Origin of the sequence: Belnapia arida (assembly GCF_016773205.1) — a bacterium.
GTDB classification, from domain to species: Bacteria; Pseudomonadota; Alphaproteobacteria; order Acetobacterales; family Acetobacteraceae; genus Belnapia; species Belnapia arida.
On the sequence record NZ_JAETWB010000010.1, the window covers coordinates 98,596 to 124,187 of the forward strand.

Below are 25,592 nucleotides of genomic sequence, written 5' to 3' on the forward strand. Positions count from 1 at the left end.
AGGCGTTACAAGCGCCGCCGGGCCTCGATTACGAGAGGGTATTCACCGGCGCTCAGCCCAGGCCAGACCCTCAGCCGCGGAAAACGAGACGGTCGACACCAGCCTTTGCTTGGCATAGGCCGCCTCGCCGGCACCCCCTGCGCGATCCTCCGTATGCACGGCTTCCATGACATAGCGCCCGGCCCAGGGCGTAGCGATCGTAACGCGGCCCTCCGCGTCGGTGTGCAGCCGGCGCTCCCAGCGCGGCGGGGCCACCACGGTCACCTCGGCACGAGGCAGGGGGTTGCCACGCAGCAACAGGGTGAAGCTGTTGGCGCCCGGCGCGACGGGTACCAGCTCCAACTCCATGACGCCGCGCGTCTCGGCTCGCCCTTCGCGCGCCAGCATGATGGGCCGGGTGCGCTGCTCCGGCGTACGGCCGTATGGGGTCAGGCCATCTTCCACCAGTCGCACGTCACCGCTCCCGGAGGGCAGGCTGGCCTGGACGTGGTCGGCCTCGCGGCGAAGGGGCAGCGGCTTCGACGGGTCGTCCATGAAGATGCGAGGGCTGGCAATACGGTCGAGCAGCCCGCCGCTACGCTCCCGCGTATCCTCGACCGGCTCGCCGAAATAGGCCCGTACCGTATCCCCCTCACGCTCGAGCCAGACCTGATGCGCCGCGACGGGAAGCGGTGCGGCCAGCAGCGTGGCCACCAGCATCACGATGCGTGTCTTGTTCATGTCATTTTTCCTTCGGGTCAGGACGCAAGCAGCAGGCCAAGCGTCGGCAGGACCAGGGCGAGCCCGGCTGCGAGGCGCGGCACATAGGCCAGCAGGAGGGTCAGCAGCAGGGCGGCGGCGGTCAGCATCCCGCACCACAGCACGCTGCCGCCTCCCCAGCCGGCGAGAGCGAGGCAGGGCAGCGGGGAGGTCAGCAGCAGCAGCCAGCCGGCGAGGCGCAGCACCAGCCGCAGCCCGGGCGGGATTTGCCGCCGGCCGAGCACCTGCTCGTGGTGTCGCTCCATGGCCAGACAGAGCGCGGTGAAGCCGGCATAGGGCAAGGCAAGGCCAAGCATCATCACTCGGCCGCTTCCGCCGTGGCGAGCGGCGCGGCGGCACGGCACCTCGTGCCCGGCCGCGTTCGCCCGTGCTGCGCCACCAACAGGGCGACCGCGCCGAGCGCGGCGCCGAGCGCCAGCAGCCCAAGGTCGAAGCCAGCGCGGATCCAGTCGCCCTCGGCCAGGGTCACGCCGAGATGGCGGCGGGTGATGGCGAAGTTGAGCAGCGGCAGCAGCGCGAAAAGGAGGGCGCCAAGGCCGAGCTGCTCCACCCAGGCCCGCCGGCCGCTCCGCAGCAGCGGGTGCAGCAGGCAGAGGCCCCAGGCGGCGAAGAAGAGGTGGATCTCCCACTCCGCCCGGCCCTCCATCTGCGCCGGGAGCAGCCGGTTGGCCCAGAAGAAGGTGGCCATGGCGACCGGCAGCCCGGCGATGGCCGCGATGTTGAGGTGTTCGACCAGCCGCGTGCCGAAGCCGACCCGGCCGCGCTTCTCCGCCTGCTGCCGGGTCCGCACCGCCCAGAGGACGCAGCCCGTGGCCACCATCACGCTGCCGGCGAGGCCCGAAAGCAGGAACAGCCCGCGCAGCAGCGGCCCGGCGAAGCGGCCGACATGCAGCCCGTACATCACGCCGCGCGTCTCCGCCGCCGGCAGCGCCGCCTCGCCGGTGGCCGAGATCAGGACGCCGGTCGTGCCATCGAAGAGCAGGGATTGGGGATTGAAAGAGATCCGCTCGGAGTCCTGGCGCACCAGCTGAATGGTCGCCCGCGCATCACCCGGGTTCTGCACGGCGATGCGGCCGACGCTGCCGCCCTCCCAGCGCCGCGCGGCCTCCTCCACCAGCGGCCCGATCTCGACCAGCGGCGCCGGCCGGCCGGCCGGCCGCGTCACCGGAGCATTGCCAAAGATGTCGGCATTCATCGCCGCACGGTCGCCCTTGTAGGCGAGCTGCGCGCCCCAGGGCATCGTCAGGAACATCAGCGTGACGAGGCCCGTGTAGGTGATCATCAGGTGATAGGGCAAAGCGAGGACGGCGGCGACGGCATGGCCGTCCAGCCAGGACCGCTGCCCCTTGCCGGGGCGGAAGGTGAAGAAGTCGGCGAAGATGCGGCGATGGGTGACGATGCCGCTGATGATCGCCACCAGCATGAACATCGCGCAGACGCTGACGATCCAGCGCGCCACGATCGGCGACATGTAGTGCAGGTCGAAATGGAAGCGGTAGAAGAACTCGCCGCCGCGCGTCGCCCGCGCGGTCAGCACCTCGCCGGTCACGGGGTGCAGGGCGGCATCGCGGAAGCCGCGCCGGTTCGGCGCCTGCGGGTCGCGCCAGAACACCCGCGCCACCGGGTCCCGCGCCGTCGGCATGCCGATGGTCCAGCTCTGCGAGCCGGGCGCGATGCGTGCCATCGCCTCCATCAGCCGGGGCGCAATGTCGGGGCCGGGCCGCGTCACCTCGAGTTCTGGCCGCATCCAGAGCGAGATCTCCGGCCGGAGATAGGCGGCCGTCCCGGTCAGGAAGACCGCGAAGAGCACCCAGCCGACGAGGAGGCCGGACCAGGTGTGCAGCCAGGCCATGCTCTGGCGGAAGCCGGGCTTCATGCGGCCCCCCCGGATTGCAGAAGCCAGAGCAGCCCGCCGAGCAGCGCCGCCGGCAGGGCCAGCCCGGCCCAGGCCCGCCAGGCGCTGCGGACGGCGAAGACATAGACGACGGCGCCGGCATGGATGGCGAAGGCCAGCATGGCGCCGGTCATCACCGCCTCCGCCCGCGGCAGGGCGAGGCCGAGGGCACAACAGGCGGCGACGAGCGAGGCGAGCAGGTAGCCGCCGAGGATCGCGGCGATGCTGCGCGACAGGACGCCGGTCCAAGGCGGCAGGCGCATCAGAAGCGGTGCCTCACCGTGGCGATGACGCTGCGGCGGAAGCCGTACCAGCACCAGGCATAGGTGTTGCAGGTCGAGACGTAGTCGGTGTCGAAGAGGTTGGTGACGTTCACCTGCAGGCTGGTGTTGCCGAGGCTCGGGGCGATCTTGCCGAGGTCGTAGCGCCCGACCAGGTCGACCAGCGTGTAGTCCGGCACCTTCAGCGTGTTCGCCGTGTCGCCCCAGCTGGAGCCGACATAGCGGACGCCCGCGCCGATGCCGGCGCCTTCCAGGCGGTGGCCGGGCTGGAAGGTGTAGTTGGCCCAGACCGAGGCGAGAAGGTCCGGCACGCCGACCGGCGTCGTGCCCTTCTCTGCCCGTGTCGTCGTGCGGTTGCCGGCGATGCCTCGGTTCTCGACGACCGTGGCGTTGCTCTGCGTCACCTCGGCATCGAGGTAGGTGAAGGCGCCGGTGACGTCGAGGCCGTTCGCCAGGCTGGCCTTGGCCTCGAGCTCCACGCCGCGCGAGCGGACCTCGCCGGTCTGGATCGAGTATCGGCTGTCGTTCGGGTCCGTCGTCAGCACGTTCTGCCGCGTCAGGTCGAAGGCGGCGACGGAGAACAGCGCGTTGGTGCCGGGCGGCTGGTAACGCAGGCCGACCTCATATTGCCGGCCCGTGGTGGGATCGAAGGGCCGGGCGCCGCGGGCCGGCGCGAAGCTGCCGGATTGCGGCTCGAAGCTTTCGGCATAGGAGAAGTAGGGCGCGAAGCCGCTGTCGAAGAGGTAGACGATGCCGGCGCGGCCGGTGAAGGCGCCGACATCCTGGGTGCTGCGCGTCGCGGAACGGCTGGCGAAGGTCTCCGTCACCGTGTCGCTGTCGTAGCTGTCATAGCGGCCGCCGAGCTGGATGGCGACGCGGCCGATGCGGATCTGGTCCTGCGCATAGACGCCGAGGCTGTTCTGGTCCTGCACCGCCCGCGTCTGGTAGCTGAGCGGGCGGATGGCGACGCCGTCATAGACCGGGCTGAACACGTCATAGGAGGGCGCGACCGGCTCGAAGCCGCTGAAGGTCCGGCTGCGCACGTTGTAATAGTCGAGGCCCGTCAACAGCGTATGCGCCACAGGACCGGTCGCGAAGCGCGATTCCAGGTGCGTGTCGAGGGTGATGGTGTCGAAGGAGACGTTCGAACCTGTCGTCGACCGCTGGACGGTGCGGAAATCCGGCAGCAGGCTGTTGGTGAAGCCGCCATAGAGCTGCCGGTAGTAGCCGTCCGAATGCGCGTAGCGGAAATTCTGCCGCAGCGTGAAGGTGTCGTTGAAGCGGTGCTCTGCGAGGTAGCCGATCTGGTACTGGGTGCGGTTCAGCCGGTCGAAATTAGGGTTGCCGTCCCATCGCCCGGTCGGGATGCGGCCATTCGGGTTCGGCAGGACCGACCCATAGGCCGGCACCGAGCCGTAGGAGCCGCCCTGCGGATCGCGCTGGTAGAGGCCGAGCAAGGTGATCGTGGTGTCGTTGGTCGGCTTTAGGGTGAGAGAAGGCGCGATGAAGTAGCGCTCCTCCTCCACCCGGTCGATCTGCGTGTCGGACCGGGTGTAGGAGCCGGTGACGCGGCCGAGCACGGTGCGGTTCTCGTTCAGCGCGCCGCTCAGGTCGAGCCCGCCGCGGAAGGTGCCGTAGCTGCCACCTTGCAGCAGCAATTCGCGGTAGGGGGTGTCGGTCGGGCGCTTGCTGACGAAATTCACCAGCCCGCCCGGGCTCGACTGGCCGTAGAGCACCGAGGGCGGGCCGCGCAGCACGTCCACCCGCTCCATCCGATAGATGTCGACGCTGGGGTTGGCGTCGCGCCCGCCGAAGAGGCGCATGCCGTCGAGGAATTGCGGCACGGTGAAGCCGCGGATGAAATACTGGTCGAGCCGCAGCGCCACGGCGCCGCGTGTGTCGGTGGCGACGCCTGGGGTGTAGCGGAGCACGCCATTGGCGTTTTGTGCCGCCTGCGCCTCGATTTGGTCCCGCGTGATGGTCGAGATGGACTGGGGCGTCTCCAGCACCGGTGTATCGGTCTTGGTTGCCGTGCTGCTGACGGGCGCGAGATAGCCCTGAACCGGCCCATGCCCCCGGTTCCGGTCGGCGGCGATATTAAGTTCCGGGAGTGCGACAGCCTCGCCGGAGGGAACAGGCGCCGCGGTCTGCGCCCAGGCCGGTTGCGACACCGCCAGCGCGAAAACAAGGGCTTTCCCAACCCCCAGCCTACCGGTGGCAGGCGCTGTTGCATCCGGCATCGAAAATCCTGTCCCAAACTTCAGGCTGGGCGGATTAGCAAACTGTCATGCTTTATGCAAATGAGAGTCAATCTCATCACGCGGCGTCGTATGAAATCGCTTTTGACTAGCCGGCCCGGCGGTGACAGTGTCGGTCGGAATCGGTGACATGCCGAGGAAGAAGTTCCTGCTTGATGCCAGCAGGGCACACCAGCGTTTAGGGTTACGCGCCCTGCGGCGATTGCCCTGCGGCGCGCTGTGGAGACCAGCCGCCATGCTCTCGCCGGGTTGTGGCAGGACGCAGGCGGCACGGTTCCCCGCCCATCTCGGCACCGGCCGGTGATCCCTTGCAGCATCCTCCAGACCGGCGCATGTCTAGGAATCAAGGCCTTCTGTGGAAGCGCCGGGTGAGTTCGTGGCTGAGGCTTCGGTGCCGGCACACCTGATACGCCAGGGGGGTGCGGCGGCGTTGGCGATCAGCTTGCGCCAGCCAGGGCCCGGCTCACCGGCACCTCGATCTCACAGACCAGCCCTGCGGGGTCCCACGACCTCCGTATCGCCCCGCCCAGTTGATCCAGCACTGTCGCCTCCACGAAACGCGACCCGAACCCTTGGCGCTCCGGCGGCCCCGGAACCGGTGGGCCACCGCGCTCCATCCAGCAGAGCCGCATCTGGCCGGCGGCTTCGTCGATCCTCCAGGCAAGCTTGACCTGGCCACCCGGCAAGGACAGCGCTCCGTGCTTGGTGGCGTTGGTGGCCAACTCATGCAACACCACCGAGAATGGCTGAGTGGCTGCGGGTGACAGGAGGACTGGGGGGCCCTTCAGGGATGCGATCGGGGCATTACCCGGTTCGCCATCCCGAGCAGAAAGAAACGCCTTGAGCTCCGCCTCGGCCAGGCTGTGCAGGTCCGCGCCCACCCACTGCGCGTCGGCCAGCAAGGTATGGGCCCGCGCCAAGGCCGAGACCCGACCCTCGACGGCGCGGGCATAGGCCGCCGCGTCGTGCTTGGGGGTGAGCCGCAGCGCCGCTTGGACCACGGCGAGCACGTTCTTGGCGCGGTGGTCGACCTCCCGTGCCAGCAGCGTCCTCGCCTCCTCGGCCTGCCGCCGCCCCGTGACGTCCTGCACGACGCTGACAACGCGCAGCGGCCGTCCTTCGGCGTCACGGACGGAAACACCGGCACTCACCCGCAGCCAGACCACCGTCCCGTCGCTGCGCACCAGCCGAAGTTCTCCCTCGGCCGTCTCGCCGTGCTCCAATGAAATGGTTGACGGGATGCGGTTCCTGTCCTCGACATGAATGACGTCCTCCGGGCTGAGTCCTTCGACCAACTCGGTCTCCGACCGTCCGGAGATCTCGCAGAAGCGTCGGTTAACCCGCAGGTAACGGCGGGTTTGGGCATCGATCTCGGCAACACCCGCCGCAGCGGTCTCGAAGATGGCGCGGAATTCGGCTTCGCGGGCCGCCAGGGACTCCTCGGCCCGCTCGCTCGCCGCCCGCAGCGTCTCGAACTCGGCAACGCCGGCCCCGGTCGTCATCAGGGACGGCTGCATCCTGCCGGAACCAGCCTCCGCGACGCTTTCGGCGCGCTGGACGAGAGCCTCGACCGGACGCAGCACCTGACGCGCCAGCCTGGCGGCGATGGCCAGCCCGAGCGCCAACGCAACGACGCCGCCACCCACCAAGACAGCCAGCGGCACCAGCCAGCTTGCCCGGTAGCTGGCGTAGGGTTCGGCCACCGCCACGGTCCAGCCAGGCGCTGCATGGAGCCGTCGGGCGGCATACAAGGCGTCCTCGCCGTAGACGGATTGACTGCGGAACAGACCTCTCTCGCGCTCGACCTCGGGAACGCTCCGGCTGGGCGGTACGACACCGAGGAAACGTTCATGGTCGCGCGAACGCGCTACGATGCGGCCCTGGCCGTCGGCGACCGAGACGAAGGCGCCGCCGGAGGAGCGCATGGTCCGGAGTTGCTGAGAAAGCCGGCCAGGATCCATCGCCAGCACCACCACACGGCTGACCTGACCTTGCCGCGAGGCAGGCGCGGCTACGGCGACGAGTGGCCTGCCCGTCCCCCGGCCGACAAAGAAGTCAGACACGACAGGCTGCCGCGTTTCGACCGCGCGGCGGATGACGTCCCAGGCCCCCTCCCCCGGCCGCGACGGCGGGGGCAGCGGTGCTCCTGCAGGCAGGGCCGTGTTCAGGAGCTGGCGGTGACCCGGGGCGGCGTCGTTGACGACGACCCAGCCGCCGACCGAACCGCTCACCTTGCCGGCCCAATCACCGAAGGCGCTCAGATCGTCCAGCTCCAGGAGCGGAGAGGAGGCCAGGGCGGACACGGCTGCAAGCTGAACCCGGAGCTCGCTATCGAGGTACAGGGCCAGGGCCTGCGCGGTATCCTGCAGCCGGGCTTCGAACGCATGGCGATAGCTGCTTGCAAGGTTCCAGGCTGCCGCCCCAGCCACGCCCAAGGCTGGCACCAGTACCGCAAGCACCAATCCAAGAAGGTAGGCACGCAGGCCCGGAAGCCTTCGTCGCCCGCTCGGCCTGGGACGACACCGATGCAATGCGGCCGCTGTTCCAGCCAGTGAATCGCTCATGGAGTCCCCGCATTGGGGACTGCGTGCCCCTGGCCAATCAGCATCAGGATGTAGCCGATAAGGCTTCCCTATGCTCCTGCCAAATCGGACGGCAGGGATCAATCCTGCCGCCTTTGGCAGCAGCCGTCCTGGCAAGGCGAGTCATCCGGCCTGCTTTGCGAGCATCATGCATCGCAAAGCGACGGCCGAGGCAACACCCGTACCTGCAACAACTCCTCAGTCGCCCTACCAGGTTTTCGGCCCTCACCACCGCCGCCACCATGACGGTAGCGGCTTCCTTGAGAATGCAGCGGGACGGAAGGTGTTGGCCATCCACTGGAGCTGTTCGGCACCCAGTGGGATCGGGCATTTCAGCGATAGGGGATGGCGTACATCAGCCCGCCGCCGCTCCACAGCCCGTTCAGGCCGCGCTGCAGCTTGAGCGGGCTTTGGGCGCCAACATTGCGCTCGAAGATCTCGCCGTAATTGCCGACCGCTCGGATTGCGTTCAGCATCCAGCGATTATCGAGCCCCAGGCGTGAGCCGAACTCGCCGCTGGTACCGAGTAGCCGCTGCGCCACCGGGTTCGGCCCCTTGGCCTGCTCATCGGCATTGGCCGCGGTCACGCCCTGTTCCTCGGCCTCGACCAAGCCGTAATGTACCCAGGCCACGATGTTGGACCACTGGTCGTCGCCGTTGCGGGTGAAGGGCCCGAGCGGCTCCTTCGAGATGGTTTCCGACACCACCATGTAGTCGGCCGGGTTGGGCGCGACACTGACGGCGGCGGCGAGCGCCGAGGCATCTTGCGTCATCGCATCGCAGCGGCCGGCGAAGAAAGCCGTGTACATCGTGTCCGGTCGCTCGAAGACCACCGGCTGGAAGCGGATGTTGCGTGCCCGCGCCGTGTCGCCGAGCGTCACCTCATGCGTCGTACCCTGGGCGACGCAGACCGTCGCGCCATTGAGATCGGCGACCTTGGCGACGCCGGCGTCGCGCCGTACGGCAAAGCCTTGGCCATCGTAGAAATTCACCGGCCCGATATGCAGGCCGATCGAGGCGTCGCGCAGGAAGGTTTGGGTAGAGTTGCGCAGCAGCACGTCGACCTCGCCCGACTGCAGGGCGGTGAAGCGGTTCTGGGCCGTCAGCGGCACGAAGCGCACCTTGGCCGCGTCGCCGAGCACGGCGGCGGCGATGGCACGGCAGTAATCGACATCCAGGCCGCGGTAACTGCCCTGGCTGTCCGGCGCCGAGAAGCCGGCAAAACCGGTCGAAACGCCGCAGGAGAGGATGCCACGCTGCTTCACCGTGTCGAGCGTCGCAGCCTCGGCGGCCGGGGCGAGGCCATGCGCGCCAGCCAGGAAGGCGGTGGCCAGGAGCAAATGCTTCATCACTGAGTGGTTCTCCAGGTTTGTGGCTTCCACGCGGCAAGCCTTTGATGGCGGCATTCCACGCCTCGCCGGGCCGCTCTACGCTCGGGTCGGTCCGTTCCGGCGTGATGATGCAGGGCGGCGCCAGTAGCACGGGGTCGTCGCGCTGCCCATCCACCGTGCCCCGGCCGGGCAGCAGGTGAGGCTGCGGATGCCGCCGATAGCGAGGTGTTTGCCAACGCGCTCGCCGATGGCGACAGCCCTGGCCGGCAGCCCATCCTCACGGCTCAGTCGCAGCTCGAGCGCAGCGGCACAGGCCGCGGCATGGCCGATACAGACATGCCTGTGCCGGAAAGCTGGAGCCACACTCGATCGCATCGACGATGCCGCCGGACGTCAGCATCAGGCCGATCGGCTGGTAGCCGCCAAGCCCTTGGCGGTGGCCACCTCGGTTTCCTGACAGCCAGCCAGCGCTCTGCCTACGCCGCACCAAAGTCACGCGGGGAGCGGCCGGAGTGCTCGAAGCGGCATCGCGGCCCTGCCGCGATGCCTTGGTAAACTCATCCAGCCATCGGCGGTTCGAAGGCGCGGATGGGCGGCAGGTTGCCGTTGAAACGCTCCATCTCCACCACCGTCAGCTGCCCCGTGCAGCCCTGGGCGAGGGCCGAAGTCCCGGCATCCCGCGTCAGCACGTTCGGGTTGCCGTGCACGCAGAGCGGCCGGTCATCTTCCGGATTTTCGGGATCGTACCAGGCGCCGGTGGCCAGCTGTACGACGCCGGGGCGGATATCCGTGGTCAGGCGCACCGCGGCCAGGCAGGCGCCGCGGCCGTTGAACAGGCGGATGATGTCGCCATCCGCGATTCCGCGCGCCGCCGCGTCCACCGGATGCAAGGAGGCAACCTCCCGGCCGCGGTGCTTGGCCGCAACGCTATGCGCGCCGAAATCGAGCTGGCTGTGCAGCCGCGTTGCGGGCTGGTTGGCGACAAGATGAAGCGGCGTAGCGGCGCCGGGCACCTCCTCGGGCGGAAGCCAGGCGGGGTGGCCGGGACAGCTCGCCTCGCCATAGGCGGCGATCGTCTCGGAAAAGATCTCGATCCGGCCGCTGGGTGTTGGCACCGGATTGGCCTCCGGGTCCTCGCGGAAGGCGCGCCAGGGGCCACCATCGTCCGGCGCCTGCGGCAGGCGCAGGCCTCCGGCGGCCCAGAAGGCGTCGAAGTCCGGCGCCGGCAGGCCTGCTTCCCGCAGCGCCTGCTGCGTGCGCGCATAAAGGTGGCACAGCCAATCGCGGCTGCTGCGGCCTTCGGTGAAGGCGTCCTCCGCACCGAGACGCCGGCTGAGGGCGGCGAAGATGTCGTAGTCGTCCCGAGCCTCGCCATAGGGGTCCGCAATCCGATGCATGGCCACCATTAGGGGATCATGCGAGCTGTAGCCGATATCCTCCCGCTCCAGGGTCATCGTCGCGGGCAGGACGATATCCGCGTGGCGCGCCGTGGCAGTCCAAGCCAGTTCATGCACCACCAGCGTGTCGAGGCGCGCGAAGGCTTCCCGAAGCCGGTTGAGGTCCTGATGGTGGTGGAAGGGGTTACCCCCCGCCCAGTAGACCAGCCGGACATCGGGATAGGTCCGCGTCTGGCCCTTGTAGCGATAGGCCGCGCCGGGGTTCAGCAGCATGTCGGCGATGCGCGCCACCGGGATGAAGTCCCCGTGCCGGTTGCGCCCCTGGGGCAGCGTTGGGCCGGGCACCGCGTTGGCGCGGCGGCCGTAATAGCCGATGGCGCCCAGCGCATAGCCGTAGCCACCGCCCGGCAGGCCGATCTGCCCCAAGGCGGCGGCCAGCACGGCGCCCATCCAGACGGGCTGCTCGCCATGCTCCGCCCGCTGCAACGCATGGGCCACCGTCACCAGCACGCGCCGGCCGTGCAGCCGGCGCGCCAGGCTGCGGATCGCATCCGCCGACACGCCGGTGATGGGTGCTGCCCAATCGGCGTCCTTCGGCTGGCCATCGGCCTCACCGAGGAGATAGCGCTCGAAGACCGGCCAGCCGACGGTGTAACGGTCAAGGAACGCCTGATCGTGCAGTCCCTCTGCAACCAGGGTGTGCACGAGCGCAAGCATCAGGGCAGTGTCGGTGCCGGGAATATTGGCGACCCACTCGGCGCCGGCTTCCTCAGGCAGGTCGCTGCGCAGCGGCCCGACGAGGATGAAGTCGCAGCCGCGCCCACGGGCCGCCTGCATAGCGCCGCGTTCGACATGCTCGCTGATTCCGCCGCCGGCGACCATGGCATTCTTCAGAGCCATGCCGCCGAAGGCCAGCACCACGTCGCTATGCGCAGCGACTTGGTCCCAGGTCACGTTGTGCTTCGTGAGTTCCTCGTAGGTTCCCAGGATGTACGGGACGATCACCGAAGCGGCGCCGGAGCTGTAGCTGTTGACCGAAGCGACGTATCCGCCGAACGCACAGTTCAGGAAGCGATGGATCTGGCTTTGCGCATGATGGAAGCGCCCGGCGCTCGACCAGCCGTAGGAGCCGCCGAAGACCCCGGCCGGCCCATGGCTGTCCCGGATGCGCTGAAGCTCCCCGCCCAGCAGGTCCAGCACCGCATCCCAGGCCATCGGGACGAACTCGTCCCGGCCGCGGCGGCGATCCGGGCCTGGGCCACGCTCGAGCCAGCCGCGGCGTACCATGGGTTGCGCGATGCGCGCAGGGTGCCGGAGCGCGGAGGGGAAGTTCTGGATGATGTCGTTCGGGTCCGGATCGCCCGGATGTGGGCGGACCAGAAGTTCGCCATCGCGCATCGCCGCCGTGAAGACGCCCCAATGCGAGCTGTGAGGACGAAATTCGGTCGTCGCTGCAACCTCGGCGCTCATGCTGATTCCCTCCGGACGATTCGGGGTGGGTGCGCCGGCCGGTCGCCGCAGCGCGCCTCCGGTCCGGTTATACGTGTTCCACCCGACCATGACACCGCCATCGTGAACCCAACGCCATACGACGGGAGGAGGCCACCATGGCTCCGGCGCCGGCCGTCGGGCACGGCAGGCCAAGGCCGGTCGGCCCGATGCGACATATCCTCCGCGAAGCCGAGCCGGCACCCGGTCGATCCACAGGCTCGACGAGTGCGCCAAGCCAGGCATTCCTTTGCCGCCATGGCCCGCATACCGGACGTCTCGGTATCCGGGTGGTGTTGCTGCTGGAGCCGCATTGCTTGACTTCCGGGAAACCGGCTGGAGCGGCAGTAGGGCCTGGAGAGCGAAATTCCCTGAGCGCTTTGGGTCGTTCAAGCCCATGTATGAAGCGACATTCCCTTCCTCGCAGATGGCGCATCGCTTCCCGTGGCGTCACCGTCTATGGCGCAGCGCGTCCACCAGCAGGGCAAAGGCCGGCGAAGGCTGTCGGCGGCTGGGATAATAAAGATGATAGCCCGGAAAGGGTGGGCTCCAATCCCCGAGCACCTGGCTGAGCCGTCCCGCGGCGAGGTGCGGTCGCGCCAGATCTTCTGCCACATAGGCCAGCCCGAAGCCGGCCAACGCAGCCTCGACCACGGGAAAGATGCTGTTGAAGACCAGCGGGCCTTCCACCCGCACCCGTAGCTCGCGTCCATCCTTCTCGAATTCCCAGGCGTAAAGCCCCCCATGGGTCGGCAAGCGGAGATTGATGCAGCGGTGCCCGAGCAACTCTTGCGGCGTCGTCGGCGCAGGCCGCTGCGCAAGGTAGTCCGGCGCGCCCACCACGACGAAGCGGACCTCGGGTCCAATGGGGACGGAGATCATGTCCTTCGCTACCTGTTCGCCGAACCGCACGCCGGCGTCGTAGCGCCCGGCGACGATGTCGGTCAGCGTGTAGTCGGCCGTGATCTCCACATGAATGTCGGGATAGCCTGGCAGCAGCCGCTTCAGCACTGGCCAGATAATCGTCTCCGCAGCGTGCTCCCCCGTGGTAATCCTGATCGTCCCGGCCGGCTTCTCGCGGAGGTCGCCGAGGGTCGTCAGCCCCGCCTCGATCTGGTCCAGCGCCGGCGCCACGGTCAGGAGCAGGCGTTCGCCGGCTTCGGTGGGAGCAACGCTGCGGGTGGTCCGGGTCAGCAGCCGCACCCCGAGCCGGGCCTCGAGCCCACGCAGCGTCTGGCCAATGCCGATTGCGAGACCCCGAGCTGGGCGGCGGCTCGGGTGAAGCTGCGCGCCTGTGCCACGGCCAGGAAGGCCGCGAGGCCCTTGAGGTCAGTCCGCGCCATTCAGTAGTCCCGCTTATAGGGCTTTGCCGGTTTTAGCGCCTAATCCTGAATGGCGCAGCCCCCACCTTCCCAGTCAGTCGCATGGGCCACCAAGACGGCCCGGGCGTCCGAGATTTGAAGGAGAGAGGGATGGAGATCACCCGCGCCGGCTCGCAGCCATCCGGCAAAGGTCCAACGGACTGGTTCACCGGCACGGTCCGCATCGACCCGCTGTTCAGTCCGTCCGATCCTGCCCGGGTCGCCGGCGCGCTGGTCACCTTCGAGCCGGGCGCGCGCACAGCTTGGCACACCCACCCGCTCGGCCAGACGCTGATCGTTACCGCAGGCTGCGGCTGGGTGCAGCGCGAAGGCGGGCCAGTCGAGGCAATCCGTCCTGGCGACGTCGTGTGGTTTCCGCCTGGCGAACGGCACTGGCACGGTGCCACCGCAACCACGGCGATGAGCCATATCGCAATCCAGGAAAAGCTCAACGGCTCGCCCGTGGATTGGATGGAGCATGTCACCGACGAGCAGTACCTCGCCGGCCCGGTTGAATAACACGATCGGTTTCACACCGCCTTGGTCAATCGGCATGGGCAACGCGCCTGCGCCTGGAAACCACCTTATGCTCAAGTCGATGACCGGCGTTGCCGTCGTGGCTGCCATTGCCTCGGCGGCACCTGCCATGGCGGGTGAGCGCGTTTGCACATCGTCCGACCGTGACGATGTCGTCCCCGATGCGCGACCAATTGCGCCAGGAAAAGACCGGGCGGCTGCCCGAGCCCTTGCTGGCTGCCGACCGGCAACAGGACTTCGCGGCCGGGGGGCGCCGGGTCTCAGGGGTGCGGACGACTTCGTCGTCTGCTACCGGAGCGGACGCGTACCACCACCCGGCATCATCGTGCTCGGCCACGTCAGCGGTGATGTCTCGCTCCTCGATCGACCGGGTCCGATCACCGTCCGCGTGGAACGCGTCCAGTGAGCATCAGGCGGTCAAGGCGCGAGATCGAGTGACGCTTCCGGCGGGCATGCGACGGACAAGTCATGGGCCAGACAGGGTAACAGTCTGCCCTTCACCGAGGCAGCGGGCACGAGCCGAGTAATAGGGATGGGTACTATGGTTGAGCGCAACACATCACTGCACGGCAGGGTGGCCTTCGTGACTGGTGCCGCAAACGGCATCGGCCGCGCCACGGCGCTGGCCTTCGCACGCGAGGGCGCTGCGGTGGCGGCCGTCGATGCGTCGGAACAGGCCAACCAGGAAACCGGTCGCATGATCGAAGCGGCCGGTGGACGGGCATTGGCGATCCGTTGCGACGTGACGCAGGCCGAGGACGTAAAGGCCGCGCTGGAGAAAACGGTCGAGGCTTATGGCCGGCTCGATGTCGCCTTCAACAATGCCGGCATCGAACAGCCCCCAGGGCCGGCGGCCGATCTCACGGAAGAAGCTTGGGACCGGATCATGGGCGTCGACCTACGGGGTGTCTTCCTGTGCATGAAGTATGAGATCCCCCTGATGCTGAAGCACGGGGACGGCGCGATCGTGAACACGTCCTCGGGCGCCGGTGTCAAAGGCTCCGCAGGCCAGGCAGCGTATTGCGCCGCGAAGTTCGGCGTCATCGGCCTCACCAAGGCGGCGGCGCTGGACTACGTGGCGTCGAACATCCGTATCAACGCCGTGTGCCCCGGGATCATCGAGACCCCGATGATGGGCCGCTTCAGCGGCGGCACGCCGGAGGGGCGCGCGCGGGTTATCGCGCAGGAACCGATCGGGCGGATGGGCAGGCCCGAGGAAATCGCAGCTGCCGTTCTGTGGCTGTGTTCGGACGCAGTTGCCTTCACGGTCGGGCACGCCATGGTCGTTGACGGCGGGCAGACCGTCTAGCGGGGGCGGTTCTCCGGCCCGCGGCATGACATCCACTGCATGGATTGGCACATCACGATGAATCCGAGCTACGACTTTCGGGGGCAGGTCGCTCTCGTCACCGGCGCCAGCTCCGGCATGGGGTTGGCAGCCGCCCAGGCCTTTGCCGAAGCGGGCGCCGCTGTCGTCCTCGCCGACCTCAAGGCGGAGGCAGTGAGCGCGGCCGCGCAGGACTTGGTCGCCGCCGGTCACACCGCCATCGCCGTCATCTGCGACGTGAGTGACGATGCCGCGGGGGCGAGGATGGTGGACCGCACCGTTACCGAATTTGGCCGGCTCGACGCCACGTTCAACAACGCGGGCGTCATGGCCCATATCGCCCCGACCGCCGACAGCAGCCGGGAGGACTGGGACCGCGTGACCGGCGTCAACCTGCGCGGCGTTTGGAGTTGCATGAGGCACGAGCTCCGGCACATGCAGCGCCAGGACAGCGGCGCGATCGTCAACAATGCTTCGGTTGGTGCCTTAACCGGCAATCCCGGCATCGGCTCCTACATCGCCTCCAAGCACGGCGTGATCGGCCTGACACGGACGGCTGCGCTGGAATACGTCAGGCAGGGTATCCGCGTGAACGCGGTGAATCCCGGTCTGATCGATACGCAGGTCGTCCGCGAGGCCGTCGCCGGGGACGAGCAGGCCTATGCCAGCATCGCAAAGAACGTGCCCATCGGCCGCGCCAATCGGCCCGAGGAGATTGCGGCGGCCGTGCTGTGGCTGTGCAGTCCAGGGGCGAGCTACGTCGTCGGCCAAGCCTTCACCGTGGATGGCGGGATGACGGTGCCTTGATTGCGCCCGGCGCCTGAGAGCGGCGCTCCTCTGCGCTTGCGTCGTCCCGGTCGCGCACGCGCGGCAGGGCGGCGGGACGGTCCCTGCGCTTGCCTACGACGCGCGGACACGCGGGCCCGTCTCGGTCTTGCCGTCGGAGCGCGCCTTGCAGGCCGTGGTGGCGAAGCCCTGGTTCAAGGTGTCCGACGAGGGGCTGGTGCTGGAAGGGCCGGCTTTCGACCGCGAAGCCGACCTGCTCTTTTGCGACGTGACTGCCGGCGCGTACTCCGCTTGACGCCGGACAAGCGGCTTTCCACCTGGCCAGCCTGGGACGGGCTCGCCCCCGGCGGCCTCGCGGTCTATAAGGACGGACGCGTCTTCGTCGCTGCCATGGACCTCGCCAGAGGGCATTGGTTCGGTCCTGGCGGTGCAACCGGACGGCTTGGAAATGCAGACGGTGGTCCTACCGAAGGCAGGCCACATGCCGAACGACTTGGTGTTCGACGCCCGGGGCGGACTCTACTTCACTGATTTCCGGGGCGGCCACGCCTGTGCTGCCACGCCTCGCAATGGCGAACGGCGTCGCGCTCGGTCCGGACGGCAGTGGCGATGTACGGGCAGGGCCGGGCTTTGATGTTCAACAGGAACGGCACTCCCATCGGCCAGGTGCTGCTGCCGGGGCGAGAGGAAGGCCACAACCTGCAATCCACCAACCTAGCCATCCAGCTTGGCACCCATGAACTCCACATCGTGACGAACGACGCGACGGGCGGACAGGGCGCCACCATCTTCCGGGCCCGTGCGTTCACCCATGGCATGCGGCTCTACTCGCATCAGTAAATCGCTTCCGCAAGGAAAACCCGGTGGCACCGGCCGATGATGCGCGGTGGTCACAGCATGGCGACCGGCAGCCTCGCGCGCCCTGTACAAGCAATGAAGGATCGAACCCCGTGAGAGCCTCTGACCATCTCTCGATATCCCGGCGTGCCCTGGTAGCCGGTGCGGCAGCCGCCACGTCGGCAACGACGCCGGGAAGCGCAGATGCCCAACCTGCCCCCGCAACAAGCGCAACCAGCAATCCGGGAGCATCAGCGATATCGAAGGTTTCCTTCCGCGTGAACGGCGAGGTGCGCGACCTCGCAGTGGATACTCGCACGACCTTACTCGACGCATTGCGTGAGCACCTGCAGCTGACCGGCAGCAAGAAGGGCTGCGATCACGGCCAGTGCGGTGCCTGCACCGTAATGGTGGACGGGAGGCGGATCTATTCCTGCCTGACATTGGCCGTGATGCATGAGGGCGACGAGGTCACCACCATCGAGGGGCTGGGCCAGCCCGGCAACCTGCATCCGATGCAGGCCGCCTTCGTCAAGCATGACGGCTACCAGTGTGGCTACTGCACGCCAGGTCAGATCTGCGCCTCGGTGGCGATGCTGGAGGAGATCAAGGCCGGAATGCCGAGCCATGCAACCGCCGACCTGACCGCAGCGCCACGTCTCACGCCCGAGGAAATCCGCGAGCGCATGAGCGGCAACATCTGCCGCTGCGGCGCCTACTCGAACATCGTCGACGCGATCACAGAGGTTGCCGGGAGGCAGGCATGAAGCCGTTCACCTACGAGCGGGCCCTCAGCCCCGCCGAGGCGGCAGCCAGCGCCGCCCGCCAGCCGGCCGCCAGGTTCATCGCCGGCGGTACCAACCTGCTCGATCTCATGAAGCTGCAGATCGAGGTGCCGCCACACCTGATCGACGTGAACGGTCTGGGTCTCGACGGGATCGAGGCAACGTCCGAGGGCGGACTACGTATCGGCGCGCTCGTGCGCAACACCGATCTTGCGGCAGATGAGCGCGTGCGGCGCGACTACGGCGTGCTGGCCCGCGCCTTGCTGGCCGGTGCCACGGGGCAGTTGCGGAACAAGGCGACCACCGCAGGCAATCTGCTGCAGCGCACGCGCTGCCCGTACTTCTACGACACTGCGCAGCCCTGCAACAAACGCCAGCCCGGCAGCGGCTGCTCGGCGATCGGCGGCATCACCCGTCAGTTGGCGGTCATCGGTGCCAGCGAGGCCTGCATCGCCACCCACCCCAGCGATATGGCCGTGGCCATGCGCGCGTTGGACGCCACAGTGGAGACGGTGAAGGCCGATGGCGTTGCACGCCACATCCCGATCGCCGGGTTTCACCGCCTGCCCGGCGAGACGCCGCATATCGAGACGGCACTGGAGCCGGGCGAGTTCATCACGGCCGTGACCTTGCCGCCACCGCTCGGCGGGCAGCATTTCTACCGCAAAGTGCGCGACCGCGCCTCCTACGCCTTCGCCCTGGTCTCGATCGCGGCGGTGGTGCAGCGGGACGGCACAGGGCGGGTGGCACTGGGCGGTGTGGCGCACCGGCCCTGGCGCGTGGAGGCAGCCGAGGCGGATCTGCCGCGCGGCGCCAAGCCGACCATGGCGGCCATCCTCGATGGCGCACGGCCCACCCACGACAATGCGTTCAAGGTAACCCTGGCACAACGGACACTGGCCTCCGTGCTGGCCGAGGCGAAGGGCTGAGATCATGAAGTTCGACACTCCTGCCACGACGAACCCGATCGACCAGCTCAAGGTGGTCGGTAAACCTGTCGACCGCATTGACGGGCCGCTGAAGACCACCGGCATGGCCCCATACGCCTATGAGCGCCACGACGTGGCGCCCGACCAAGCCTATGGCCACGTGCTCGGCGCCGGCATCGGCAAGGGCCGCATCGCCGCCATGGACACGGCCGTGGCGAAGGCTGCGCCGGGTGTGCTGGCCGTCCTCACCACCCTGGACATGCCCAGGCTGGAGAAAGGGCAGATGAACACCGCCTTCCTCTTCGGCGGCGCCGACATCCAGCACTACCACCAGGCGATTGCCGTGGTGGTGGCGGAGACTTTCGAGCAGGCGCGCGACGCCGCGGCGATGATCCAGGTGAGATATGTGCGCGAACCCGGCCGCTTCGACCTGGCCGCCGAGGCCCCGAACGCCAAGCTGACTTCAGCCGACAGCGGCGAGGGCAGCGGCGCGGCGCATGAGGAGCGCATCGGCGACTTCGAGGCCGCCTTCGCCCAGGCGCCAGTGACGCTGGACGCTACCTACACCACGCCGGACGAGAGCCACGCGATGATGGAGCCGCACGCCACCATCGCCGCCTGGGAGGGGGACCGCCTCACCGTCTGGACTTCCAACCAGATGGTCGCCTGGGGCCGACGCGACCTCGCCAAGACGCTCGGCATCCCGGCGGAGAAGGTGCGGCTGGACAGCCCCTTTGTCGGCGGCGGCTTCGGCGGCAAGTTGTTCCTGCGCGCCGATGCCGTGCTGGCGGCGCTGGGCGCCCGGACCGCGGGCCGGCCGGTAAAGCTGGCCCTGGCCCGGCCGCTGATGGCGAACAACACGACCCACCGCCCTGCCACCATCCAGCGCATCCGCATCGGCGCTGGGCGCGACGGCCGCATCACCGCCATCGCGCATGAGAGCCTCTCGGGCGACCTGCCGGACGGGCAACCGGAGACGGCGGTCTCGCAGACCAAGCTTCTTTATGCCGGGGCGAACCGGCTGACCGCGATGCGGCTCGCGGTGCTCGACCTGCCGGAGGGCAATGCCATGCGAGCGCCGGGCGAAGCGCCGGGCCTGATGACGCTCGAGGTGGCGATGGACGAGATGGCGGAGCGGCTGGAGATGGACCCGGTCGAGTTCCGCATCCTCAACGACACTCAGGAGGACCCGGAGCATCCGGGGCGCCGCTTCTCCCAGCGCCAGCTGGTCCGCTGCCTGCGCGAAGGCGCCGAGCGGTTTGGCTGGAACCGGCGGGCAGCCAAACCGGGCGGACACCGGGAGGGCCGCTGGCTGGTCGGTATGGGCGTCGCGGCGGGCTTCCGCAACAACCTGGTGATGGCATCGGGCGCCCGGGTGCGGTTGGATGGCGGCGGGGGGGTGACGGTCGAAACCGACATGACCGACATTGGCACCGGCAGCTACACCATCATCGCCCAGACCGCCGCGGAGATGATGGGCGTGCCGCTCGAAAAGGTAGCGGTGCGGCTGGGCGACTCCAGTTTTCCAGTCTCCGCCGGTTCGGGCGGGCAGTGGGGTGGGAACAGCTCCACCGCCGGCGTCTATGCCGCCTGCATGAAGCTGCGCGAGGCGGTGGCGCAACGTCTTGGCGTCAACTCGGCTGAGGCGTCGTTCGTGGACGGCGAGGTCCGTGCTGGCAATCGGGTCGCGCCGCTCGGCCAGGCGGCGGGCGTGGACGGACTGGTGGCAGAGGACCGGATCGAATATGGCGACCTTGCCAAGCGCTACCAGCAATCTACTTTCGCCGGGCATTTCGTGGAAGTGGGCGTGGACGCTGCAACCGGCGAGACACGGGTGCGGCGGATGCTGGCGGTCTGCGCAGCCGGGCGCATCCTCAATCCCAAGTCGGCCCGCAGCCAGGTGATCGGCGCCATGACCATGGGCGTGGGTGCCGCGCTGATGGAGGAGCTGGCGGTGGACAAGCGCCATGGCTTCTTCGTCAATCACGACCTGGCGGGCTACGAGGTACCCGTGCATGCCGACATCCCGCATCAGGATGTGGTCTTTCTTGACGAGGTGGACCCGATCTCCTCGCCGATGAAGGCCAAGGGTGTGGGCGAGCTCGGTATTTGCGGCGTCGGCGCGGCGGTGGCCAACGCGATCCACAATGCCACCGGCGTGCGCGTACGGGACTATCCGATCACGCTCGACAAGCTGCTCGATCGGCTGCCGGAGGTGGCGTGACGCATGCAGCAAGGAGGGGTGCATGTTGCCCCTCCCTGGCTACCCATCCCATCGCAGAACCAGATGTCACTCCTGGACGCCGGCGTCGCCGGGAGCGGCGCGCCCATGGGCGGCATCGGCAAACCGGGCTTGCCCGGCGCGCGGCGGTCGACGCTTCGTTACCTGCACCGAGAGCGTGGCCACGCTGAGGTCGAAGATGGCGAAGGACGGGATCTTACGTCCCATCAGCCGGACCGTGTTGCTGGTCTAGGTTGTAAGGTCGAACTCATCAAAGCAGGTGAAAGAGGCGAGCTTCACGTGCGCCGGAATGCGGCACTTCGGCAAGCCGCAGAATAGCAGCAGTGGCACTCACGGCAGCGGTAAAATGATGCCTCGGAATTGTCGCTGACTCTCCCCAAGGTTTGAGCAGCCGGCCCCATTAAGTTGGAGATCGCCGTCGTCGCTCAGCAGCCACACTGCAGTCCCGTCTCGGTTCAGGATTGCTGCCTCCGGATGAAAGTTACTCCTGCCGGCGAGAGTCTCTGTGCGAACAGTAATGGGGTCCGCGACGGCTTCTGCAACGCCGGGGAGCCGCTGGGCTGCGGCCACAGGATCTCCCGACCAAGTGTAGAGTTCGAATGCAGGCTGCTGGAGCGCAGCTCCGTCGGCCCTTGGACCCGCGACGATGACGTAGGCGCGCCGGGCCACAGAGTAGTCCATGCTCCGGATGCCTCTGCCGCCGAGGTCCAAGGTCATCGGCCCTCCGAGCTTCGGTTTGGCATCTTCGTTGACCGCCTCATGCGGGTTAAGGAACGGGATCAGCACCGCTCGGCCGTCAGCGAGGGGGTTACGCAGTCCGATTAACATCGACCCCCCGTCCGGCCTCGCTGCAAGCCCTTCCACGTTCAGTCCCTCACGTTCCGGCGCCAGCTGCTTATCATCGCTCTCCTGGCCCACCGTCCAACCGAGGCCGAGGCCGCTCGCATCAAGTGCGTCACGCAACTCATCAAGGAGGCTCACAGCCCGGCCAGTCGGCTGCAGCTGGATGCCCGCCTCTCCCGTCGTCACCGACGTGGCAAAGAACTGATGCCGACTGCGGCGGCGCTGGCCATCACTGTTCCTGCTGTGCGACCCGATCCAATAGATGTGGTCACCAAGCCAGGTGGCAGCCTCGATGTCAGCTTTGCCTCTTCCTTTGCCACGGTCTTGCTGAGGAATGCCGAGATGATCGTCCAGATCGAGGACCGCCCGAGGCGCTGCGCCAGCCCGCTCGGCATTGTAGGCGCGCAAAACGTTGTCCTCGTCATTCGCCACGATGAACCAGCCCGCAAAGCTTCCCTTGGGAGCTGCCACCGCGCCGGATGCCTCGCACATGCCAGAATACAGTTGAAGTTTGGCTGGTTGGGCCGAGGGCGACATCAAATTGACATTGGCCGCCAGTACCATGACAAATATGAAGAGACTGAAGCTTCGCATGTCGGGTGGTTCCTGCCTGCTGACGAGAACAGCGGCCGGGTTCTATTCTATCTCGCCCTCCTATGTGCCGCTAGTTTGAGTTTCACGATCGCAAGGTCCAGACCGCCAGTCTGGCATCTCTGCCGTAAGTTTTGTGCTTGGCTCACATGCTAAGCAGAGCGAACGGTCAGCAGCGCGCCGGCGTGCTGCGCCAGGAACGCGCCACGACGCTTGCCCCGACGCAGGCTATGATACCTGCCGCCGTGCCGCAGCATCCGCAGTACCTCATCAATTCGCCGGCCCGGCTCGTGCCGGCGCTACGCAACGCCATCTGCAAGCCTCCTCGTCAAGGACCTGATTGGAGCCGGCGGTGCTTGAGGCGCAAAGCGACAACACTGCCTGGACGGTGAAGGGCGTCCCGTACACTACTGCCTGACCGAAGCTGGCCTCGGCGCCGTCAACGGAACCGCCGACGCAGGCACCCAGGCAGAAGCCTCCTTTGACGGCCCGACACGCTCGGAAGCCTCTCGAGCCGTCCCAATCGGCCTTGGGAGCGCCCACTGCCCCTTCTAATGCCCTCTTTGGCACTGCCGGCAGCCTGACAGGGCTGCGCGCCGCGGCGGAGGCGGTGCTGGTCGCTTAGGGCGACGAGATGGCTCAAGTGGCATACCTGCCCGGCGCGGTCGCCGTGCTACGCGCCTCCCTCGTCAGCAAACTCAACCGGACGCCGCACGATCCGGTCCGAACCCTCCCTTTACGGGAGGGCGACAAGCAGCAGCAGTTGCTAGCCATTCTACGCTAGCCAGAAGGCACCACCGTCGCCCAGATCGCCGAATACCAAGCCCACACTGTTCGCGGGTTTTCGCTGGGCTCAAAAAGCGCCAGGGCTTCGCGGTCGAGGCTATCGAGCGCGTTCGGCTGGTCGGGCGAGCAAGAAGGGCGCTGAAGGCGGTTACACCGTCTATCGCGTCGCAATGGCCTGTTGATACGACCGACGCTTCACAAAGCTACGCGGCTGGCGGTCGGGCTTTATCGGGTTCCGACCACCGAGCAGGACCACAGCGGCCTTGAGTTGGAGGCGCAGCAGGCGAGCGTCGGGACCTATGTCGACGCACCGCGTTGGGCCTTGTCACCGAAAACTCAGAGGCTTGCCTCACGCTGGACCAGCTGCCGGCGTTCCGAGGCGCCCTAGTCCCGGCAACTTCAGTGCGGGACGCCGAATGTCGAGCCCGGCTACGCCACCAAGGATGTTGACCTCAATCCCCTCAACCCATCCGACGGTCAGGCCAACATATCCGCCAAGCGTCAGCTTCAGGCCAGTGTGCGAGGCCGTACGGCGAATCCAGCTGCCATCGTACGGATAGTCCTTGCCGATCGCCGTGGGCGGCAGGGCAACCTTGGCCTCCGGCACGGCATCGAGCACGGCGGCGACAAAGGTGTTGGAGTTCGGCCCAGGCCAAACCCGGTAGTCGCCGCGATTGCGCCAGGCATATGCCTCGATGGCCGTCTGCATGCGGGGGATCAAAGCTTCGGCGGCCTCGCCATCAGCTGCGAAGATCAGCTCTGGGTTGCGGCCGAACCAGCGCCCATCGGCCTCGAAACCGTTGACACGGATCGGATCGCCCCAGGCTGTGTAATCGTACCGCGTGTAGGAAGCCGCTCCTGCAGGTTTGAGGACGATCCAGCTGTGGACGGCAAAGATGCCGCGCCAGCGGACAGTGGGGGCGGCAAAAACCCGGACCACGGCTGTTGGGTGGTGCGCGGCAGAGGGCAAGTTGCCAATGCTGGATCGGTCGGCGCTCCACCAATCAGCACCAATGCCGGTGCGCTGATGGAGAAGGGCGGCGATGCCAAGGGGGAGGAGATAGAGCAGGGTGAAAAGCAGGAGCACAGACTTGGGGATGATCATGACCCGACTAAATATTTGGCTTTCCCAGCCATTTGCAACCAGCACCCGGCTGACACCTCAAGTCGGTAACCACCATTTCGTGACCATCCGGCTTACCGCACCCTGTGCACCACCAATCAACGGTCGTGGGCGAGTAGTGAACAGGGTATGCGACCCTCGGTGGCAAAGATCGCGTCGATCCAGCGCACCGCCTCGGCGGCGAGTGGGGCGCGGCGACCTCGGCCAGCTTGAACAGCTTGCGCCGACCATGCGCCCAGCAAGCGGCCTCGGTGATCGGGCTGGGCTTGCGGTTGGCGGCATAGAGCTCATTGAACCCGGCATAGGCGTCGGCCTGTAGAATGCCCGCGTAGTTGGCAGGGTGCCGCTGCAGGTGCTCGCCCCTGCAGTCGCGGGGGTAGCGGAACATCGCCGCTGTGGCGCCGGCCCGGCAAAGGGCCGGCCGTCACGGACATAGGTCCAGACGCGGCCGGTGATCATCCGACCTTTGGCCAGCACCGGCACCGCGGTGTCGTCGCCGTGCAGCCGCCCGGCGGTCTGCACATGGGCGTCGATCAGCGCCGCCAGCGGCGCCAGGGTGGCGTTGCAGGCGCCGACCCAGTCGGCGATGGCTGGACACACCAAGCTCGATGCCCTCGCGGGCGTAGGTCTCGCTCAGGCGGTTGAGCGGCAGGTGCTGCCCGAACTTGGCCTCCAAGATCATGGCCAGGAGGTGGAGGCCGGCTCTGCCGCGAGCGATGGGGCGGAACGGCGCCGGTGGCTGGGTGAGGGTCTCGCACGAGCGGCAGGCAAAGCGCCCGTGCACGATCTGGATGACGCGCCACTGGCGGGGCACGACTTCCAAGGCCCCGGCGACGTCCTCGCCGAGCTTGGAGAGTTTGCCGCCGCAACAAGGGCAGGCCGACGGCGCTGGCAGCACCACGCGTTCGCGCGGCAGGTGCTCCGGAAGGGTGCGCGTGCCGGTCGCCGTCGAGATGACGTGCCGGTGCCAGCAGGCGCCTTATCCTTGGCCTCAGCGTTCTCGGCCCGGATCGCGTCCTCGCTGGCAGCGGCAACCAACTCGCCGAGCTCCAGCTCGAGCTGGTCGATCAGCTTGCGGCTGCGCTCCGAGGAGGCGCCGTACCTGTCATGCCGGAGCTTGGCGATGAGCAGCTTGAGGTGCGCCACCATCGCCCCGGCACCGGTGGCCCGCGCCTCCGCCTCCTGCCGCGCCAGCTCCGCGGCGGCGAGAGCGGCGCGGAGGGCGGCAATGTCGTCGGCAGTGCTGCTCGGCTCGGGCATCACGGCGGAGATCGAATCACGCTCCGCCCATGGCAGGAAGCGAAAAACTGCCGGGCGCTCGCCCAAAGCCGGTTGTCTGCCACCACCAGGCGGCTGAACACCGAACGCCACGATTGCAACCAGAGGTGGATTTTCGGCGCGGAAGTTCACGACTTCTCGAACGGCGGCTGAAGGCGGTATACAAACCTCACGGAA

At 67.8% G+C, this 25,592-nt stretch carries 21 protein-coding genes and 2 pseudogenes; 9 read left to right on the forward strand and 14 right to left on the reverse strand.

Going from position 1 to position 25,592, the window contains the following annotated elements:
- Positions 1-42 precede the first annotated feature (42 nt).
- From JMJ56_RS18830 to JMJ56_RS36215, 10 genes and pseudogenes are all read right to left on the reverse strand, one after another.
- Complete coding sequence (locus tag JMJ56_RS18830) at positions 43-720, reverse strand: DUF4198 domain-containing protein (RefSeq protein ID WP_202833316.1); 678 nt, start codon at positions 718-720, stop codon at positions 43-45.
- A gap of 17 nt (positions 721-737) precedes the next feature.
- Positions 738-1,058: a DUF3325 domain-containing protein gene (locus tag JMJ56_RS18835; protein WP_236037943.1), complete on the reverse strand. Its 321-nt coding sequence runs from the start codon at positions 1,056-1,058 to the stop codon at positions 738-740.
- On the reverse strand, positions 1,058-2,635 hold the full coding sequence (locus JMJ56_RS18840) for a PepSY-associated TM helix domain-containing protein (RefSeq protein ID WP_202833318.1): 1,578 nt from the start codon (positions 2,633-2,635) through the stop codon (positions 1,058-1,060). The genes JMJ56_RS18835 and JMJ56_RS18840 overlap by 1 nt, the downstream gene beginning before the upstream one ends.
- On the reverse strand, positions 2,632-2,916 hold the full coding sequence (locus JMJ56_RS18845) for a DUF3649 domain-containing protein (RefSeq protein WP_202833319.1): 285 nt from the start codon (positions 2,914-2,916) through the stop codon (positions 2,632-2,634). The genes JMJ56_RS18840 and JMJ56_RS18845 overlap by 4 nt, the downstream gene beginning before the upstream one ends.
- Positions 2,916-5,174, reverse strand: coding sequence for a TonB-dependent siderophore receptor (locus tag JMJ56_RS18850; RefSeq protein ID WP_202833320.1), 2,259 nt, complete (start codon positions 5,172-5,174; stop codon positions 2,916-2,918). Before JMJ56_RS18850 ends, JMJ56_RS18845 begins: the two co-directional genes overlap by 1 nt.
- A 455-nt stretch (positions 5,175-5,629) precedes the next feature.
- A complete protein-coding gene (locus JMJ56_RS18855; RefSeq protein WP_202833321.1) occupies positions 5,630-7,756 on the reverse strand; it encodes a PAS domain S-box protein in 2,127 nt (708 codons plus the stop codon).
- Between the two features lie 350 nt (positions 7,757-8,106).
- Entirely contained in the window at positions 8,107-9,123 is a 1,017-nt protein-coding gene (locus JMJ56_RS18860) for an amino acid ABC transporter substrate-binding protein (RefSeq protein WP_202833322.1), read from the reverse strand.
- A gap of 539 nt (positions 9,124-9,662) precedes the next feature.
- A complete protein-coding gene (locus tag JMJ56_RS18865) occupies positions 9,663-11,972 on the reverse strand; it encodes a molybdopterin guanine dinucleotide-containing S/N-oxide reductase (protein ID WP_202833323.1) in 2,310 nt (769 codons plus the stop codon).
- Positions 11,973-12,440: 468 nt separating this feature from the next.
- The gene (locus tag JMJ56_RS18870) at positions 12,441-13,193 is read right to left on the reverse strand and encodes a LysR substrate-binding domain-containing protein (RefSeq protein WP_328702421.1); all 753 of its coding nucleotides are present in this window, start codon (positions 13,191-13,193) and stop codon (positions 12,441-12,443) included.
- A gap of 6 nt (positions 13,194-13,199) precedes the next feature.
- Positions 13,200-13,333, reverse strand: a pseudogene (locus JMJ56_RS36215) (helix-turn-helix domain-containing protein); the annotation flags it as partial.
- Between the two features lie 129 nt (positions 13,334-13,462).
- Here JMJ56_RS36215 and JMJ56_RS18875 point away from each other — a divergent pair.
- The 8 genes from JMJ56_RS18875 (at position 13,463) to paoC (ending at position 20,776) form a co-directional block, all read left to right on the forward strand.
- A complete protein-coding gene (locus JMJ56_RS18875) occupies positions 13,463-13,870 on the forward strand; it encodes a (R)-mandelonitrile lyase (protein ID WP_202833324.1) in 408 nt (135 codons plus the stop codon).
- A 559-nt stretch (positions 13,871-14,429) separates the two neighbouring features.
- Entirely contained in the window at positions 14,430-15,197 is a 768-nt protein-coding gene (locus tag JMJ56_RS18880; protein ID WP_202833325.1) for an SDR family oxidoreductase, read from the forward strand.
- A 39-nt stretch (positions 15,198-15,236) separates the two neighbouring features.
- The gene (locus JMJ56_RS18885; protein ID WP_236037944.1) at positions 15,237-16,022 is read left to right on the forward strand and encodes a glucose 1-dehydrogenase; all 786 of its coding nucleotides are present in this window, start codon (positions 15,237-15,239) and stop codon (positions 16,020-16,022) included.
- A 145-nt stretch (positions 16,023-16,167) separates the two neighbouring features.
- The gene (locus JMJ56_RS34915; RefSeq protein ID WP_268885040.1) at positions 16,168-16,296 is read left to right on the forward strand and encodes a hypothetical protein; all 129 of its coding nucleotides are present in this window, start codon (positions 16,168-16,170) and stop codon (positions 16,294-16,296) included.
- Between the two features lie 338 nt (positions 16,297-16,634).
- A complete protein-coding gene (locus tag JMJ56_RS18890; protein WP_202833326.1) occupies positions 16,635-16,841 on the forward strand; it encodes a hypothetical protein in 207 nt (68 codons plus the stop codon).
- Positions 16,842-16,951: 110 nt separating this feature from the next.
- Positions 16,952-17,605, forward strand: coding sequence for an aldehyde dehydrogenase iron-sulfur subunit PaoA (paoA, locus tag JMJ56_RS18895; RefSeq protein ID WP_328702422.1), 654 nt, complete (start codon positions 16,952-16,954; stop codon positions 17,603-17,605).
- Entirely contained in the window at positions 17,602-18,552 is a 951-nt protein-coding gene (locus tag JMJ56_RS18900; protein ID WP_202833327.1) for an FAD binding domain-containing protein, read from the forward strand. The genes paoA and JMJ56_RS18900 overlap by 4 nt, the downstream gene beginning before the upstream one ends.
- Positions 18,553-18,556: 4 nt before the next feature.
- Positions 18,557-20,776 carry an aldehyde oxidoreductase molybdenum-binding subunit PaoC gene (paoC, locus tag JMJ56_RS18905; RefSeq protein WP_202833328.1) on the forward strand — a complete coding sequence of 740 codons (2,220 nt, stop codon included), beginning with the start codon at positions 18,557-18,559 and terminating at the stop codon, positions 20,774-20,776.
- Positions 20,777-20,842: 66 nt separating this feature from the next.
- On the opposite strand, the gene JMJ56_RS18910 is transcribed toward paoC, so the two are convergent.
- The 4 genes and pseudogenes from JMJ56_RS18910 to tnpC all read right to left on the reverse strand — a co-directional run.
- Entirely contained in the window at positions 20,843-21,001 is a 159-nt protein-coding gene (locus JMJ56_RS18910; RefSeq protein WP_202833329.1) for a hypothetical protein, read from the reverse strand.
- A gap of 123 nt (positions 21,002-21,124) precedes the next feature.
- Positions 21,125-22,231, reverse strand: coding sequence for a DUF3616 domain-containing protein (locus JMJ56_RS18915; protein WP_202833330.1), 1,107 nt, complete (start codon positions 22,229-22,231; stop codon positions 21,125-21,127).
- 1,132 nt (positions 22,232-23,363) lie between these two features.
- Positions 23,364-24,119 (reverse strand): DUF3750 domain-containing protein, encoded by a 756-nt coding sequence (locus JMJ56_RS18920; RefSeq protein WP_202833331.1) that lies wholly within the window; start codon positions 24,117-24,119, stop codon positions 23,364-23,366.
- 155 nt (positions 24,120-24,274) lie between these two features.
- Positions 24,275-25,331, reverse strand: a pseudogene (tnpC, locus tag JMJ56_RS18925) (IS66 family transposase); the annotation flags it as partial.
- Here tnpC and JMJ56_RS33970 point away from each other — a divergent pair.
- Positions 25,245-25,568, forward strand: a complete 324-nt coding sequence (locus JMJ56_RS33970) for a hypothetical protein (RefSeq protein ID WP_236037981.1) — start codon at positions 25,245-25,247, stop codon at positions 25,566-25,568. The pseudogene tnpC and the gene JMJ56_RS33970 overlap by 87 nt on opposite strands.
- The last annotated feature ends 24 nt before the right edge of the window (positions 25,569-25,592 follow it).

Bases quoted from the DNA above. Each gene is read 5' to 3' on its own strand.
- JMJ56_RS18830 (WP_202833316.1), bottom strand. From the start codon at position 720: ATGAACAAGACACGCATCGTGATGCTGGTGGCCACGCTGCTGGCCGCA.
- JMJ56_RS18835 (WP_236037943.1), bottom strand. From the start codon at position 1,058: ATGATGCTTGGCCTTGCCTTGCCCTATGCCGGCTTCACCGCGCTCTGT.
- JMJ56_RS18840 (WP_202833318.1), bottom strand. From the start codon at position 2,635: ATGAAGCCCGGCTTCCGCCAGAGCATGGCCTGGCTGCACACCTGGTCC.
- JMJ56_RS18845 (WP_202833319.1), bottom strand. From the start codon at position 2,916: ATGCGCCTGCCGCCTTGGACCGGCGTCCTGTCGCGCAGCATCGCCGCG.
- JMJ56_RS18850 (WP_202833320.1), bottom strand. From the start codon at position 5,174: ATGCCGGATGCAACAGCGCCTGCCACCGGTAGGCTGGGGGTTGGGAAA.
- JMJ56_RS18855 (WP_202833321.1), bottom strand. From the start codon at position 7,756: ATGAGCGATTCACTGGCTGGAACAGCGGCCGCATTGCATCGGTGTCGT.
- JMJ56_RS18860 (WP_202833322.1), bottom strand. From the start codon at position 9,123: ATGAAGCATTTGCTCCTGGCCACCGCCTTCCTGGCTGGCGCGCATGGC.
- JMJ56_RS18865 (WP_202833323.1), bottom strand. From the start codon at position 11,972: ATGAGCGCCGAGGTTGCAGCGACGACCGAATTTCGTCCTCACAGCTCG.
- JMJ56_RS18875 (WP_202833324.1), top strand. From the start codon at position 13,463: ATGGAGATCACCCGCGCCGGCTCGCAGCCATCCGGCAAAGGTCCAACG.
- JMJ56_RS18880 (WP_202833325.1), top strand. From the start codon at position 14,430: ATGGTTGAGCGCAACACATCACTGCACGGCAGGGTGGCCTTCGTGACT.
- JMJ56_RS18885 (WP_236037944.1), top strand. From the start codon at position 15,237: ATGGATTGGCACATCACGATGAATCCGAGCTACGACTTTCGGGGGCAG.
- JMJ56_RS18890 (WP_202833326.1), top strand. From the start codon at position 16,635: ATGTTCAACAGGAACGGCACTCCCATCGGCCAGGTGCTGCTGCCGGGG.
- JMJ56_RS18900 (WP_202833327.1), top strand. From the start codon at position 17,602: ATGAAGCCGTTCACCTACGAGCGGGCCCTCAGCCCCGCCGAGGCGGCA.
- paoC (WP_202833328.1), top strand. From the start codon at position 18,557: ATGAAGTTCGACACTCCTGCCACGACGAACCCGATCGACCAGCTCAAG.
- JMJ56_RS18910 (WP_202833329.1), bottom strand. From the start codon at position 21,001: ATGGGACGTAAGATCCCGTCCTTCGCCATCTTCGACCTCAGCGTGGCC.
- JMJ56_RS18915 (WP_202833330.1), bottom strand. From the start codon at position 22,231: ATGCGAAGCTTCAGTCTCTTCATATTTGTCATGGTACTGGCGGCCAAT.
- JMJ56_RS18920 (WP_202833331.1), bottom strand. From the start codon at position 24,119: ATGATCATCCCCAAGTCTGTGCTCCTGCTTTTCACCCTGCTCTATCTC.
- JMJ56_RS33970 (WP_236037981.1), top strand. From the start codon at position 25,245: ATGCCGGAGCTTGGCGATGAGCAGCTTGAGGTGCGCCACCATCGCCCC.